General features: G+C 34.6%; 16 protein-coding genes and 2 riboswitches. Of the genes, 7 read left to right on the top strand and 9 right to left on the bottom strand.

Annotation, left to right across the window (positions count from 1 at the left end):
* Positions 1 to 68: 68 nt before the first annotated feature.
* The 3 genes from NST14_RS20195 to NST14_RS20185 all read right to left on the bottom strand — a co-directional run bounded on the left by NST14_RS20195 (position 69) and on the right by NST14_RS20185 (position 1,762).
* A complete protein-coding gene (locus tag NST14_RS20195) occupies positions 69 to 440 on the bottom strand; it encodes a DUF3915 family protein (protein ID WP_000468014.1) in 372 nt (123 codons plus the stop codon).
* Positions 441 to 636: 196 nt separating this feature from the next.
* On the bottom strand, positions 637 to 855 hold the full coding sequence (locus NST14_RS20190) for a hypothetical protein (protein ID WP_000100487.1): 219 nt from the start codon (positions 853 to 855) through the stop codon (positions 637 to 639).
* Positions 856 to 1,144: 289 nt separating this feature from the next.
* Positions 1,145 to 1,762: a nitroreductase family protein gene (locus NST14_RS20185; protein ID WP_000180604.1), complete on the bottom strand. Its 618-nt coding sequence runs from the start codon at positions 1,760 to 1,762 to the stop codon at positions 1,145 to 1,147.
* A 332-nt stretch (positions 1,763 to 2,094) separates the two neighbouring features.
* Between NST14_RS20185 and NST14_RS20180 the strand changes: the two genes are divergently transcribed.
* From NST14_RS20180 to NST14_RS20165, 4 genes are all read left to right on the top strand, one after another.
* The gene (locus NST14_RS20180) at positions 2,095 to 3,387 is read left to right on the top strand and encodes a GGDEF domain-containing protein (protein WP_001023204.1); all 1,293 of its coding nucleotides are present in this window, start codon (positions 2,095 to 2,097) and stop codon (positions 3,385 to 3,387) included.
* Positions 3,388 to 3,477: 90 nt separating this feature from the next.
* Entirely contained in the window at positions 3,478 to 4,614 is a 1,137-nt protein-coding gene (locus NST14_RS20175) for a serine hydrolase domain-containing protein (protein ID WP_000591950.1), read from the top strand.
* Between the two features lie 4 nt (positions 4,615 to 4,618).
* Complete coding sequence (locus tag NST14_RS20170; protein ID WP_000681095.1) at positions 4,619 to 5,497, top strand: NAD(P)-dependent oxidoreductase; 879 nt, start codon at positions 4,619 to 4,621, stop codon at positions 5,495 to 5,497.
* A 5-nt stretch (positions 5,498 to 5,502) separates the two neighbouring features.
* On the top strand, positions 5,503 to 5,835 hold the full coding sequence (locus NST14_RS20165) for a DUF3909 family protein (RefSeq protein WP_000365613.1): 333 nt from the start codon (positions 5,503 to 5,505) through the stop codon (positions 5,833 to 5,835).
* Positions 5,836 to 5,873: 38 nt separating this feature from the next.
* Here NST14_RS20165 and NST14_RS20160 read toward each other — a convergent pair whose 3' ends face one another.
* The 6 genes from NST14_RS20160 to NST14_RS20135 all read right to left on the bottom strand — a co-directional run bounded on the left by NST14_RS20160 (position 5,874) and on the right by NST14_RS20135 (position 10,891).
* Positions 5,874 to 6,149, bottom strand: coding sequence for a hypothetical protein (locus NST14_RS20160; protein ID WP_000054669.1), 276 nt, complete (start codon positions 6,147 to 6,149; stop codon positions 5,874 to 5,876).
* A 303-nt stretch (positions 6,150 to 6,452) separates the two neighbouring features.
* Positions 6,453 to 6,965: a 1,2-dihydroxy-3-keto-5-methylthiopentene dioxygenase gene (locus NST14_RS20155; RefSeq protein ID WP_000057306.1), complete on the bottom strand. Its 513-nt coding sequence runs from the start codon at positions 6,963 to 6,965 to the stop codon at positions 6,453 to 6,455.
* On the bottom strand, positions 6,943 to 7,581 hold the full coding sequence (locus NST14_RS20150; RefSeq protein WP_000811326.1) for a methylthioribulose 1-phosphate dehydratase: 639 nt from the start codon (positions 7,579 to 7,581) through the stop codon (positions 6,943 to 6,945). Before NST14_RS20150 ends, NST14_RS20155 begins: the two co-directional genes overlap by 23 nt.
* On the bottom strand, positions 7,578 to 8,237 hold the full coding sequence (gene mtnX, locus NST14_RS20145) for a 2-hydroxy-3-keto-5-methylthiopentenyl-1-phosphate phosphatase (RefSeq protein ID WP_000027458.1): 660 nt from the start codon (positions 8,235 to 8,237) through the stop codon (positions 7,578 to 7,580). Before mtnX ends, NST14_RS20150 begins: the two co-directional genes overlap by 4 nt.
* Entirely contained in the window at positions 8,234 to 9,478 is a 1,245-nt protein-coding gene (gene mtnW, locus NST14_RS20140) for a 2,3-diketo-5-methylthiopentyl-1-phosphate enolase (RefSeq protein WP_000014190.1), read from the bottom strand. The genes mtnX and mtnW overlap by 4 nt, the downstream gene beginning before the upstream one ends.
* A 64-nt stretch (positions 9,479 to 9,542) precedes the next feature.
* A riboswitch (SAM riboswitch) is annotated at positions 9,543 to 9,648 on the bottom strand.
* 64 nt (positions 9,649 to 9,712) lie between these two features.
* Entirely contained in the window at positions 9,713 to 10,891 is a 1,179-nt protein-coding gene (locus NST14_RS20135) for a pyridoxal phosphate-dependent aminotransferase (RefSeq protein WP_229143017.1), read from the bottom strand.
* A 14-nt stretch (positions 10,892 to 10,905) separates the two neighbouring features.
* On the opposite strand from NST14_RS20135, the gene NST14_RS20130 reads away from it, so the two are divergent.
* The 3 genes from NST14_RS20130 (at position 10,906) to mtnA (ending at position 14,308) form a co-directional block, all read left to right on the top strand.
* Entirely contained in the window at positions 10,906 to 11,769 is an 864-nt protein-coding gene (locus NST14_RS20130) for a carbon-nitrogen family hydrolase (protein WP_033671968.1), read from the top strand.
* Positions 11,770 to 11,841: 72 nt separating this feature from the next.
* Positions 11,842 to 11,983, top strand: a riboswitch (SAM riboswitch).
* 91 nt (positions 11,984 to 12,074) lie between these two features.
* A complete protein-coding gene (mtnK, locus tag NST14_RS20125; RefSeq protein WP_000542706.1) occupies positions 12,075 to 13,256 on the top strand; it encodes an S-methyl-5-thioribose kinase in 1,182 nt (393 codons plus the stop codon).
* A complete protein-coding gene (mtnA, locus tag NST14_RS20120; protein ID WP_000109054.1) occupies positions 13,253 to 14,308 on the top strand; it encodes an S-methyl-5-thioribose-1-phosphate isomerase in 1,056 nt (351 codons plus the stop codon). Before mtnK ends, mtnA begins: the two co-directional genes overlap by 4 nt.
* Positions 14,309 to 14,323: the final 15 nt, after the last annotated feature.

Raw genomic sequence — 14,323 nt, 5'->3', positions numbered from 1 at the left:
TCGGTCTCAGGTTTTTTCTATGAGAAAAGTAAAACTTATTTTCTTACTTTTGAAGATAAGGAACAAAATTAGATAGCGATAGCAACGATATCAGCTGGGCATACACGTAAAATACCAGTAAAAGTATTTCGGTTTTGATTGTGCTTATCGTCTTTATTGTTATCTTTGTTATCTTTGTCATTGTTATTACGAGCTAAAGCAGAGAAAAGAGCAACACCGTTACAGAAACCTTCAAAAATTACATTGTTGAAAGATCCAACACCTTTAACGCTTAATAGAGAAAGCTCTGTTCCAACTGAAATGCTAGCAAGTACGTTACATACAGCTGGTTGTTGTGGTCTAACTACTTCTTTCTCTTTCTCTTTCTCATGATGTCTGCACTCTCTTTCATGATGATGACAGTCTCTAAAGTTATCACAGCATCCAAATGATCCAAACATAATCCTCATCACCCCCTTCACACTTATAATCTATGTAAGTTCGGTAGTGAGTGACTGGACAGAGAGTGGAATTTTTTCTAGGGGAATTTCTCATTTTAAAAGACTAGCTGGGTGTTTATTACGGAATGATGTTTAAAATAGGATAGATATCACAAAAAAGTGTAAAGACCACCGAAATGAATGAAATAGGTAGCCTTTACACTTTTTTGCTTTTATATAAAACGATGATATATACAGGAAGAGCTAACAGTAGCGGTACAATGGATCGTGCAGTATGTTTTTCTGATTCTAATTGGAATGCTTCTTCTTTTGGAAATTGTAAAACTGAAATATTTGCAGCATCGCCAATAAAATATAGAAGCAGTACAGTTACTATGTAACATAAAAGTGCAATAAAGCTTCCGTATGAACTCAATGAAAATCCCTCTCTTGTTATCTATTTGTTATCATTGTATCATAATTGTAACAAAAACACACGGTTATATTTCGATGCTTTAACAAAATTCGACACGAAACGTCATTTATATGTATGTGAATAGCATGAAATTTACTGTTTTTTATGTGTGGATGTCGAATCATACATTTTAGTATTACGGATGTGTGACAGAATAAAAAAGAAACGAAGGTAATGAAATTACCTTCGTTTCTTTTTTATTCGTATGAAAGGGCAGTAAGACCCTCACACTGATTCAAGTTTCGCTTTATTATTTTGCCCATTCACTCACTTGTTCTACGCTCATTCGTGGTGCAGGATGGCCTTTTAAAGTTGATTCCCCAATTGTAATAAGCATAATTGGTACGTAGCGAGATGAAACATTGAATTCTTCTGTAAGTGCTTGTGGGTTGAAACCACCAATCGCACAAGTATCCCAGCCAGTTGCTTTAGCTGCAAGCATAAGTTGCATTGCTGCTAAAGATGCATTTGAAAAGGCTGCATCTCTTGGGAATTGCTCACGGGCATATGCAGACTCAATATTTTTAGCTAAGCGTTCTTTTGCTTCTTCTTTCATAAATCCTTGTTCTACAATTGGACCATAAACGGGTTCAACGTTTTTATAAGCTTCTAAATCACCTAAAATAGCGACTACAGCAGAAGCATCAAGAATTTGTTGTTGGTTATAAGCAATTGGATGTAATCGTTTCTGTACATCTTCACCTTGGAATACAAGGAATTTCCAATGCTGTAAATTCCAAGCGGAAGGTGCTTGAGCAGCTCCCTTTAAAATCTCGTGTAACTCTGTAGATGAAATTTCTTTCTCTGGGTTGAATGCACGTGTAGATGTGCGTTCATATAAAACATTAAAAAAGTTTTCATTTGTCATTATATATCCTCCAAATTACATATCAAATTATGAAAAAAATACATGTAATATATTCTACTTACATTTTGTAAGTTATCGAATTTAAGAATATAATATCTTTATTTTAATTGTCAAGTTTTCAAGCGGAAGCTAGGGCATTCATACAAACGATACAATTCCTATAATCATACACTAAAAAAGGAATTTATAGAGTGAAAAAGCAAAGATAACATTCTCAATTAGCTTGTTAACATGTATCCCTCACTCATTAAAGTTTTTAGAGAACAGTTTTTTATAAAATGTTTGTGAGGAATTCTGTAGAACAAGATATATGAAGTGAGTGAAGACTAGTGATGAACATACTACATTTTTTATTAGAGAATACGGTTTTCCAAAATGTATTACAAGATCTTCAGTTAAATGTCCTTTATATAGAAAATGGATGCACACATCAACAAACGATAGAAAATATCCATCCAAAATGTATGTTTATAGCAAATAGTTTTGAAGAAGGAGAAGTATTATTTCAGAGGACTAAACCACATATTGTAATTATGTATGTAACAGATTTTTCTCAAATAAAATATATAAAGAATATGTATAATCCACAGAGTACATTTATTGTCATTTGGGATCAACAAATAACAAGCGAGTTTGCAGAGGTGCTTACGTTAGGAATACGTAATATTGTGATAGCCCCTGTGACTCCGCAAATGGTGTTAGAGGAAGTAAATAAAAGTTTATATCAGCTTTCTTTAGTGCGACAAGTAAGTTTGCAACAAGAACTACTTCAAACGATGTTTGATTTTCGAAATGATCTATTATTTATAGTAGAAGACGATGAGATTGTTGATTGTAATACAAATTTTTTAGAGTTTTTCGGATATGAAAATTTGTTTGCTTATCGTGAGCAACATTTAGTATTTGCTGAACATCTTATTAGAGAAAATGGATACTATTCAACAACTCATGATATAACATGGTTAGATGATACATTATCATATGATAGAAGAATTAAGATGTCCAACTATGAAGGGGAAGTGTCAACTTTTTTATTGCGTGCGACACCATTGCCAGAAGATTTATCAAGATTTATTGTGAAGTGTACAGAGATTACCGAATTAGATGAAATCTATCAAGAACAAGAAAGACTTGCTATGATAGATTCGTTAACAGAGATTTATAATCGTTTGAAATTCCAACAAATACTCGAGGCAGAATGGGATAATGCGATGCGTAATAATGAAAACATAGCACTTATTTTATTTGATATAGATAATTTTAAAGCAGTAAATGACACGTATGGCCATGATTTTGGTGACTTAGCATTAATTGAGCTTGCAGAGCTCATGAAATCTAAAGTGGAGCAGCAACATGTATTTGCTAGGTGGGGAGGAGAAGAATTTATTATTTTAGTAACGAATACAGTAGAAAAAGAAGCATTTCAAGTTGCGGAATCATTACGATTTTTCATTGAAACAAAGCAATTCTCAGGGATTTCGAAATTAACAGCGAGCTTTGGAGTTGCATTATATGAAAAAGGGATTACAAGAGAAGAATTAATGCAACGAGCGGATATTGCATTATATGAAGCGAAAAAAAATGGGAAAAATCAAGTGTGTGTATATAGAAAAGAAAAAAAGTGATTTTTCGCAACAAATTGTTGCGATTTTTTTTTATTACTTGATAATAGAGTGTAGGGGGGATTTTGAACGAAGGAATTATGGAGGAACAAAATGATAAAAAAAATAATGATGATAGTTTCAATATGTGCTTTAGTTTGTGGAGGAGTATACTATTTTCTCTATAATTCTAATATAAAGGAAAATAAAGAATTAACAACTAAGGTGAATCCTGCTGTTGAATCAGAAGTACAAGAGAATATAGAAGAAGAAAAAGAAAAGCAAATTGATTACGCTAGCATATCTCAAAAATTAGATCAATATTTAGTCGGAAAGCAATTCAATGGAACAGTTTTGGTAACAGATAAAGAGCATGTTATATTGAATAAAGGATATGGGTATGCTGATGTTCAAAATAAAATAGAAAATACGCCTCACACAAAATATCGTATCGGTTCTATTACGAAAACAGTTGTGGCTACATCTATTTTACAACTGCAGGATCAAGGTAAGCTAAATATTCAAGATAATGTAAATAAATATATTCCTTCATTTCCGGAGAATAAAAATATTACGTTATATCATTTATTAACGCATACCTCTGGTTTACCTGAACACGCAAAAGGCAATGTTAATGCTGCTTCCCGTTTACAGTTAATTAATTGGATTGGACGTCAAAATTTAGAATTTCCTGCAGGAACAGGTTGGAGATATACAGATTATAATTATATGGTGCTTGCCTATATAATAGAACATATATCGAAAAAACCTTTAGGAGATTATATAAAAGAAAATATATTTACAAAAGCAGATATGTATGAATCTGGTATGGGAAATATGGTACCTGGAGATAAAAATTTTACAAAGGGTTATGTGAAAAAAAATCAAGAGCTTGTACCAGCGCAGAAGGTAGGCATAGATTGGCTATATGGTTGTGGTGAGATGTATACGACAGTTGGAGATATGAAGAAATTAGACGAAGCAATTATAAATGGAAAACTTCTTTCTGAACAAAGTATACAAGCGATGTTTTCACCTTCACCAGAACGAAAATATGCATTTAGTTTTTACATATATCCGGATTATTTTCATAATCATGGTGTACTATCTGGTTGGAACACTTTCAATAATTTTAATAAAGAAAAAGGGACTTTTGTTATTTTATTTTCAAATGTGAAAAATAGTATGGATGATGACTTCAATAAAGATTTCCGAAAGATGGTAAGTGATTTATTAGAACAAAGGGGATGAGAAAATGAAACATAAAAATGTATCAATTGGTTTCATTGGTATTGGTGTAATGGGAAAAAGTATGGTGCGTCATTTCATGCAAGACGGTCATACAGTATATGTATATAATAGAACAAAATCGAAAACAGACTCTTTAGTACAAGATGGTGCAAATTGGTGTGATACACCGAAAGAGTTAGTAAAGCAAGTTGATGTTGTAATGACTATGGTTGGGTATCCACATGATGTAGAAGAAGTGTACTTTGGGATAGATGGAATTTTGGAGAATGCAAATGAAGGTACGATTGCAATTGATTTCACGACATCTACACCAACATTGGCAAAACGTATTAATGAAGCCGGTAAAAGTAAGAATGTATATACGTTAGATGCACCTGTATCTGGAGGAGACGTTGGTGCGAAAGAAGCAAGACTCGCAATTATGGTCGGTGGAGAGAAAGAAATATATGATAGATGTTTACCGTTATTTGAAAAACTAGGAACAAATATTCAGTTGCAAGGGCCTGCTGGAAGTGGACAACATACAAAAATGTGCAATCAAATTGCGATTGCTTCTAATATGATTGGAGTATGTGAAGCTGTTGCTTATGCAAAAAAGGCTGGATTAGATCCTGATAAAGTATTGGAGAGTATTTCAACGGGAGCAGCAGGTAGCTGGTCATTAAGTAATTTAGCTCCTCGAATGTTAAAGGGAGATTTTGAACCAGGTTTTTATGTAAAGCATTTTATGAAAGATATGAAGATCGCGTTAGATGAGGCTGAAAGATTACAATTACCAGTACCAGGTTTAAGTTTGGCGAAGGAATTGTATGAAGAGCTAATAAAAGATGGGGAAGAAAATAGCGGAACACAAGTGTTATACAAAAAATATGTAAGGGGGTAAATGAGATGGATCTTCAAAAATTTGATGAGATGATTGATACTGTACAAAGAGCAACATGTATACAAATTAATGAAAAACAAAAAGAAGCTTTTAAACAAAAATATGATTTTGAACCGAATTTCGAATATGGAAGAGATGAGAAAGGGCATTACGTTATTCGAACTTCAAAAAAGATGCTAGAAGAAATGGAATTTTATTTGGCATTGAAATATGATCGAGATGGAGTTGACCTTTACATGGAAGCGGAGATTGATGGTATATATCATGTATCTGTTAGCTATAGTGAAGACGCTTTGCACCTACAAGAATTGTTTCAATTTCTAGAAGAAAAAAAATAAAAGTCCTCATTTGAGGACTTTTATTTTTAATTTTGTAATTATAAGCTAGAAGCCCGGCGGCATCGTTCCATTGGGAATGGAATAACTTGCGCGATGTGATTAGGACCAAATTGTTTTGTACGAGCATGGCGTATTATATAAAATGCACACAGAATTGAAACAGGAATAGCACCGAACAACCCGAAAAATAAAGCGCTTACACAAGATGCAACAAAACCTAAAACACCAACTTCTAATTCTTCCATAATAGCTCCTAGAATAATAGGAAGTGCTCCACACGTAACCCCTAGTATAAGTGCGATAAGTAAACTCATGATTATCCCCCTCTGTTTGCGATATTTTTTCCTTCTTAGTTAGTTGTAGTATATCATATATAAAACAGAATTTTCAGAAAAAATTCAAAAAAAGTTCAATAAATGTTCAAAAAGTATTAATAAATATACTTGAAAAATTGAAGGGAGAGATTGTACTGAAAAGAAGGAATAATACGGTTAGAACCATAAAAAATCAGGCTTATTTCAAAATGAAATAAGCCTGTTCCATAGGAGGATGTATATATGTAGAGTGAATAAAAGGTTGGAAAAGGGGGTCCAAGACCTTTTATTCAACTAACTACCTTAATAGATTGGAACCCAACCTTCAGTTGTAACAAAAATACGAATAGCTACAACTTGACGATCATCTTGCAAGGTAAAATAATGTCTTGCATTTTCAGGAACAGATATGAGATCGCCTGGCTCAAGTTCAACGTCAAAGAATGTCCCATCTTTTCCTTCAATGGCAAAGATGCCATGACCACTAACAATAAAGCGAACTTCATCATCAGTATGATGGTGTTCTTTTTGAAAATTAATTAATAATTCGTCAAGGTTAGGTGTGCTATTTGAAAGTGAAATTACATCATGTGCTTTATAACCTCGGCGTGCTGAAACATCAGCAATTTCTTTTGAAAACACAGCTAATATTTCAGCTTTGTTTTCATCTGTTAATGAGTAATTTTCTTTTAAATGAGTAGGAAGTTTGGAAATATTCCATTTCTCATATAAAACGCCTTCCTCTTGTAGAAATTTTGATACTTCCACTTCATTTTCAATGCGAGTATTTATTTCATGAATACGAATTTGCGCCATTAGAAACGCCTCCTTGAATTGATAATAGTTTTATATGAAATTGGAATAAAAACTCATAAGCTTCTAATCTTTTCTTTGCATCAAAGCTATCTCGGCCCCATACGGTAATACCATGGTTACGGATTAATACTGCCCCCGAATCTCCTTGTATATGCTTGCGGAAGTTTTCTCCAAGCGTTGGGATATGAGCATGGTTTTCGATAATAGGAATGTGAATTGTTGCATCTTCTTCCCAAATATCGAGAGCTTTAATAATTTCTTGATTTTGAAGTGTGACTGCATCACTATATAAATTTGTGATAACATTGTTATCAGTTGTATGAACATGAAGGACACACCCAGCATTCGTATTGTTATAAATATGTGTATGCAAGATTGTTTCTGCTGAAGGGCGTAATTCAGTCTCTAATACGGGAACCCCTAGATGATCTACTAGTAGAAAGTCATCTGGAGTCGTTTTTGTTTTATCTTTACCGCTTGCTGTAATGAGAAAAGTGAGTGGTTCATGACTAACCTTTATAGAAATATTACCACTCGTTGCTGGAAACCAATTTCGTGTTGTTAATTCTTTTTTTATCTCGCTTAAGTCATACCATTGACGAAAAAGTTGTTTCATAATTTCACCTCCAACAAATGTTTTAATTCAGTTTGAACATCGTGAAACGTTTCAAATGCTGTATAAGAAATATGATTTTCTTCGCATTTTGTAATAAGGAAATCACGAGCGAACACTTTATCCGCTTGTTTCGCAGCTTGTAAATCGGTAATTGAATCTCCAATTACAATATGGAAGTCATTCGTATCACTCAATTTACGGATGAGTGATGATTTACATAATCCGCAATGATTTTGACAAAGACGATCACAAGGATGAGGCCAATTCACCGTAATGTATTCATTTGAAAAATCTGTTTCATTACAGTAAATTTGCTCTTTTGGAATGAGTCCTTGTAAGAGTGGATAGACGAAGAAATCCATTCCACCTGATATAACATAAAAGGAAATATTGTTTTCATTTACAAATTGTATAAATTCATGAAAACCGTTACGAATTTCAGCAGTCTCTATTAAAAATTGAATAATTTCATCGTGCAGATTAGTAGGTATGAATTGAAATAATTGAGAAACACCTTCTTGAATAGATAGCTCTTGTGATAAAATTTTATTCTTTACTTCTTCAGCTTCTGGTGGTGCGAATTTTTCCATAATGGACATAATGTTATCATTATTTGTAATCGTGCCATCGAAATCACAAAATACTTGAATACTCATAATTTCACCTCATGAGAGGGATTTCCCCATATTTGTAGTGCGCTATGCAAATTTATGTCATCTACTTCATGGAGTGGTTTATTTTGCAAAGTAGCATCAATTGCAGCACGGAAAGCTTTACCGCCGCCCTGCGCCCCATTTGGATGTCCATGTATCCCGCCGCCAGCATTAATAACAACATCTTTACCGAAATCTCGTACAATAAAGGGAACGAAACCAGGATGAATACCAGCAGACGGAACAGAAAAGCTCTTCTTGAAAAATACATCGTCTTCAGTTAAATATTTTGAGATAGCAAGAGCCTCCTCTTTTTCTAGCGCAACACTTCCGTATGGAGATGGGAATAATGAAAAGTCAGCCCCAGCATAACGGAGTAGCTTTCCAAGTAATAATGGTGATGAAACTCCATATAACTTGGATGCTGAATAAGCACCACTTACAGCAGGATGTGCCATAATAGGAACTGGGATTTCATCATCTTCTGCAAGTGATTGTAGTACATCTAGTCCGTAAGAGAATACGTTAAATAATAGAATATCGGCTCCAGCTTGCACTGCACGTTTCGCATTTTCTTTTAAATCAAAAGTTCGTCCTGTTAAATTTACGGCATATAACGTTTTATGTCCGTACGTTTCATATACGGATTGTAAAACTTCTTTTCCAGATATGATGCGTTTCGTAAGTGGTGTTAATGCATTTTCAAATAATATTTCATCATCTTTTACGATATCTACACCACCAATTGCTTGATCGCGTAATTGCGTTTTTAAATACCCAATATTTCGTCCAATCATTCCTTTAAAAATACTCATTAAAAGGGGACGATCATGTACTTGTAAAAGATTTCGAATACCATCTATCCCGAATTTTGGACCAGGAAAATGTTTTTTTAACTCGTCTGAAAAAGTTAAGTCAATTAATTTTACTTCGCCATCAAGGGATAGCTTTCCGAATGTAGTTGTTAAAATAGCTGGTAAATCTGGACTGAAATTTAATAACGGATATTCAATTTTAATAATCCCGCGTGTTACTTTTTTACGTAAATACGAATTGGTATGTTCATGTTCAGCTAATTCCTCAACATGAATGACGTTGCCTTTATGTTGTTTTAATTGTTCTTGCAATAAATGCGGCAAATGAGTCCAAGAGCCAATTGTTAAACCGAGTGCAATTTGTTCAGCTTTTTTTTCTAAGTTATGTGAATCATCATGGATTAAATATGTCGCTATAATTCCGCTCATTGTTATAACCTCCTAGTTAAATAAAAAAACCTCTCAGCTAAGGAGAGGTTTTTTTACAACCAGCTCCTTATCTGTCAGCGTAATGCTGCGAGAATTAGCACCGTGTCTACAATTGTAGATCGGTTGCCGGGTTTCGTCGGGCTCGTCCCTCCACCTGCTCTTGATAAGAAGTATTTAGAAATGTTTAAATTTTTAAGATAACTGAATTTTGTCAGATATTTTTCATGTTGTCAATTACTTTTTGAAAAAATTTAATTTATCGATTCGATTAATGGCTTCTCGTAATCTATCTTCTGTATGCAAGAGACCAATGCGGACGTACCCTTCACCATGCTCACCAAATCCAACACCAGGAGCAACTGCGACATGTGCTTTTTCTAGTAAAATATTAGAAAATTGCTCAGAAGTATATCCTTTTGGAACAGGAAGCCATGCAAAAAATGACCCTGTTGGAATGTCTACATTCCAACCAATTGAGTGACAAGCTGAAATAAGAGCGTTTCTTCGAGATTCGTAACTATTTACAAGGTCTATGACGCAAGACTGTGAACTTAATAGTGCTTCGCGGGCAGCATCTTGAATGGCACCAAAAATACTAACATACATATGATCTTGTAATAAGTTAATGGTTTCAATGACACTTTCATTCCCTACCGCAAAAGCGATGCGCCAGCCAGCCATATTGAAAGTTTTCGATAATGTGTAAATTTCGATTCCTGTATCTTTGGCACCATCTGCTTGTAAGAAACTAACAGGTTTTTGACCATCGAATCCAATCGCACCGTAAGCAAAATCATGAACGACTAATATATTATGTTTATTAGCAAAATGAATGGTTTCATCAAAGAAATCTTTTGATGCAGTAGCACCGGTCGGATTATTTGGATAGTTTAAAAACATTAATTTTGCACGCTCGGCAATAGAGTCGTCAATTTTTGTATAATCTGGTAAAAACTTATTTTCTGCAATAAGCGGCATTGTTTCAAATTGTGCTTTCGCTAAAGCAACTCCTGATAAATAATCTGGATAGCCTGGATCGGGAACGAGAATTGTATCACCAGGGTTTGTAAAGCAAACTGGTAATTCTACTAATCCAGCCTTTCCACCAAACAATATAGCAACTTCAGTTTTCGGATTTACTACTACATCATATTCACGTTGATAGAATGTTGCCACGGCTTCTTTTAAGCTTTCATGTCCGCGAAATGGCGGATATTTATGATGAATGGTCTTTTCTGCAGCATCTTGCAAAGCTTTTACGATATGCTGCGGTGTTGGTTGATCTGGATTACCTTGACCTAGATTAATAACATCGTGACCAGCTGCTACAACTTTGTTAACTTTTGCAACAAGTGAAGCGAAAAATTGTGTTGGCAATGATGTTACTATCTCAGAAGGTTGAAATGATTTCATACTTTCCACCTCTTTTGAAAGTTGTTACAATTCTAGTGACAAATGATATAATCTTTCCAGTATTTTGTAAAGAAAAAAATAAGAATGGGGCTGAAAAAATGAAAGTCGCATGTATTCAAATGGATATTGTCTTTGGAGATGTAGAAAAAAATATTGAGAATGCTAAAAATAAAATAAGTGAAGCGATGAAAGAAAGACCAGATGTTATTGTTTTACCAGAACTATGGACAACAGGTTATGATTTAACGAGACTCTCTGAAATTGCAGATAGGGATGGATTGGAAACGAAAGAAAAGTTGATAGAATGGTCGAAACAATATGGTGTACATATTGTTGGTGGTTCTATAGCAAGGCAAACAGAACAAGGTGTTACAAATACAATGTATGTTGTAACGAATAAAGGAGAACTAGTCAATGAATATAGTAAAGTGCATTTATTTCAGCTTATGGATGAACATAAATATTTAATCGCTGGAAATCGTACTGGTGAATTTAAGTTAGATGATGTAGAGTGCGCCGGCACCATTTGCTATGATATTCGTTTTCCGGAGTGGATGCGCGTTCATACTGCTAAAGGTGCAAAAGTTTTATTTGTTGTAGCTGAATGGCCATTAGTTCGTTTAGCGCATTGGCGTTTACTATTACAAGCAAGAGCAGTTGAAAATCAGTGTTATGTTGTAGCATGTAATAGGGCAGGGAAGGATCCAAATAATGAGTTTGCTGGCCATTCTTTAATTGTCGATCCTTGGGGCGAAGTTGTTGTAGAAGCAAATGAAGAAGAATCAATTCTATTTGGAGAGCTTACACTCGAGAAAATTAAAGAAGTACGCAAAGGAATTCCAGTTTTTGCGGATCGACGTCCAGAATTATACAAATAAAATGTTGACAAGTGATTTTTATTCTTGGTATAGTCTTCAACATAAAGTTAAAAATTCTAAAAAATTATACAACTCTTATCAAGAGCAGGTGGAGGGATTTGGCCCGATGAAGCCCAGCAACCGACCGTAATACCATTGTGAAATGGGGCGTTTATGACGCCAAAAGGCACGGTGCTAATTCCAGCAGAAAGTAAAACTTTCTGGCAGATAAGAGGGGAGAAGATAAACTTCAAACCTCTTTCTTAGTGGAAAGAGGTTTTTCTGTGTTAGAAAAACCTCTGAATTAAAAAAAGGGGGAGAAGACGATGGGATATTATTCATTAACAGAAGTAACCGCTGTACAATATGCGAAAGAACATGGCTATTTTGAAAAGAAAGCAAATGTAGTTTGTCATGAAATTGGAGATGGAAATTTAAATTACGTGTTCAAATTAGATGATGGAGAGAAGTCTATTATAATAAAACAAGCACTACCATATGCGAAAGTAGTTGGTGAGAGCTGGCCGTTGTCTATAAAAAGAGCGACGATTGAAAGTAAGGCGCTGCAAATTTTTGCAAAGTATGTGCCGGAATATGTGCCGGTAGTGTATAGTCATGATGAAGAATTAGCGGTAACAATCATAGAAGACTTATCAAAATTAACTATTACAAGAAAAGGATTAATAGATGGAGAAGAGTATCCACTTCTATCCCAGCATATCGGTCGTTTTCTAGCGAATGTTTTATTTTATACTTCAGATTTTGGTTTACAGTCAGAAGAGAAAAGGGTACTAGAAGGTACATTTGTAAATCCAGACCTTTGCAAAATTACAGAAGATTTAGTGTTTACAGATCCGTTTGGGCATTACGATACGAATGATTATGAGTCGGAGTTACAATTGGCTGTAGATGAACTATGGAGTGATAAAACTTTAAAACTAAAAGTAGCGCAATATAAATATAAATTTTTAACGAGAAAAGAGGCACTCATTCATGGAGATTTACATACTGGAAGTATTTTTTCATCACCTTCTGAAACGAAAGTGATTGACCCAGAATTTGCAACGTACGGTCCATTTGGATTTGACATCGGGCAATTTATTGCAAATCTATTATTAAATGCTCTATCTAGAGAGGAAGAACAGAGAAGTGTGCTATTTTTCCATATTGAGAAAACATGGAGCTATTTCGTAGACACTTTTACGAAGTTATGGATTGGAGAAGGTGTAGAAGCATATACGAAAGAGAAACAATGGTTGCCGATTATTTTGCAAAATATTTTTACGGATGTGGTCGGATTTGCTGGATGTGAGCTTATCCGAAGAACAATTGGCTTAGCACATGTAGCTGATTTAGATGAAATAGCAAATAAAGAAACGAGAATTCAAGCTAAGAAACAAGCGTTATCCTTAGGTAGAGAACTAATAAAATATGAATCTAAAAACGCTGATATTCAACTGTTCCGATCATTATTCCAACAGACAGTTTCTGGAGGGGTAAAAGCATGAGTACAGTTGTTACGATTCCGAGGTCTGTCAGTTGGAAAGGTGATGCCATTGCAGTATTAAATCAAACAAAGTTGCCGCATAGCACAGAATACAAAACATTAACGACGATTGAAGAGGTATGGAAAAGTATTGTCATGCTAGAAGTACGAGGAGCACCTGCAATTGGAATTGTAGCTGCATTTGGCTTGGCGCTTGCATCAAAAAAATATACTACTTTACATATTGAAGAATTTCAAAAGAAGTTTAATAGAGATTGTAATTATTTAGGGACGTCACGCCCGACAGCAGTCAATTTATTTTGGGCAATCGATCGTATGAGAGAATCTATTCAAGAAATTACTACAATAAAAGAAGCGCAAAAAATATTAGAAGAAGAAGCGCTTCGTATTCAGCAAGAAGATGAAGCGGTATGCCGGAGTATTGGAGAACATGCATTAACATGCTTTAAAGACGGTGATAACATTTTAACAATTTGTAACGCTGGCAGTATTGCAACTGCTAAATATGGTACTGCATTAGCACCGTTTTATATTGGGAAAGAAAAAGGTGTACATTTACATGCATATGCATGTGAAACGAGACCGGTTTTACAAGGCGGTCGCTTAACGACTTGGGAATTAAAACAGGCAGGTATTGATGTAACACTTATTACAGATAATACGGCAGCTCATGCTATTCAAACGAAAGAAATCAACGCAATTATTGTAGGAGCGGACCGAATTGTCGCAAATGGGGATACAGCAAATAAAATCGGAACGATGAATTTAGCTATATTAGCAAAGTATTTCGATATCCCGTTCTACGTTGCAGCTCCACTATCTACATTTGATATTACGAAACAAACAGGTGCAGAAATTGTTATTGAAGAAAGAGATGAAACAGAAGTTACGAAAATTTTTGGGAAACAGGTAACGCCAGTTGGAACTACTGTTTATAATCCTGCATTTGATGTAACACCGAATGAATTAATTACAGGTATTATTACTGAGCAAGGTATTATACGTGGAGATTATAAGCGAGAAATTGCATCATTGTTCGAAAAAACAAGCTAATACATAATAGCTTGT

It is taken from the genome of Bacillus sp. FSL W8-0519, assembly GCF_038005585.1.
GTDB classification, from domain to species: Bacteria; Bacillota; Bacilli; order Bacillales; family Bacillaceae_G; genus Bacillus_A; species Bacillus_A paranthracis.
The sequence above is the reverse complement of the archived record's forward strand: the minus strand, read 5'-3'. Positions and strand labels throughout refer to the sequence as shown.

Excerpts from the sequence above, each read along its gene's own strand:
- NST14_RS20195 (WP_000468014.1), bottom strand. The coding sequence starts at position 440 with ATGTTTGGATCATTTGGATGCTGTGATAACTTTAGAGACTGTCATCAT.
- NST14_RS20185 (WP_000180604.1), bottom strand. The coding sequence starts at position 1,762 with ATGACAAATGAAAACTTTTTTAATGTTTTATATGAACGCACATCTACA.
- NST14_RS20180 (WP_001023204.1), top strand. The coding sequence starts at position 2,095 with ATGAACATACTACATTTTTTATTAGAGAATACGGTTTTCCAAAATGTA.
- NST14_RS20175 (WP_000591950.1), top strand. The coding sequence starts at position 3,478 with ATGATAAAAAAAATAATGATGATAGTTTCAATATGTGCTTTAGTTTGT.
- NST14_RS20170 (WP_000681095.1), top strand. The coding sequence starts at position 4,619 with ATGAAACATAAAAATGTATCAATTGGTTTCATTGGTATTGGTGTAATG.
- NST14_RS20165 (WP_000365613.1), top strand. The coding sequence starts at position 5,503 with ATGGATCTTCAAAAATTTGATGAGATGATTGATACTGTACAAAGAGCA.
- NST14_RS20160 (WP_000054669.1), bottom strand. The coding sequence starts at position 6,149 with ATGAGTTTACTTATCGCACTTATACTAGGGGTTACGTGTGGAGCACTT.
- NST14_RS20155 (WP_000057306.1), bottom strand. The coding sequence starts at position 6,965 with ATGGCGCAAATTCGTATTCATGAAATAAATACTCGCATTGAAAATGAA.
- NST14_RS20150 (WP_000811326.1), bottom strand. The coding sequence starts at position 7,581 with ATGAAACAACTTTTTCGTCAATGGTATGACTTAAGCGAGATAAAAAAA.
- mtnX (WP_000027458.1), bottom strand. The coding sequence starts at position 8,237 with ATGAGTATTCAAGTATTTTGTGATTTCGATGGCACGATTACAAATAAT.
- mtnW (WP_000014190.1), bottom strand. The coding sequence starts at position 9,478 with ATGAGCGGAATTATAGCGACATATTTAATCCATGATGATTCACATAAC.
- NST14_RS20135 (WP_229143017.1), bottom strand. The coding sequence starts at position 10,891 with ATGAAATCATTTCAACCTTCTGAGATAGTAACATCATTGCCAACACAA.
- mtnK (WP_000542706.1), top strand. The coding sequence starts at position 12,075 with ATGGGATATTATTCATTAACAGAAGTAACCGCTGTACAATATGCGAAA.
- mtnA (WP_000109054.1), top strand. The coding sequence starts at position 13,253 with ATGAGTACAGTTGTTACGATTCCGAGGTCTGTCAGTTGGAAAGGTGAT.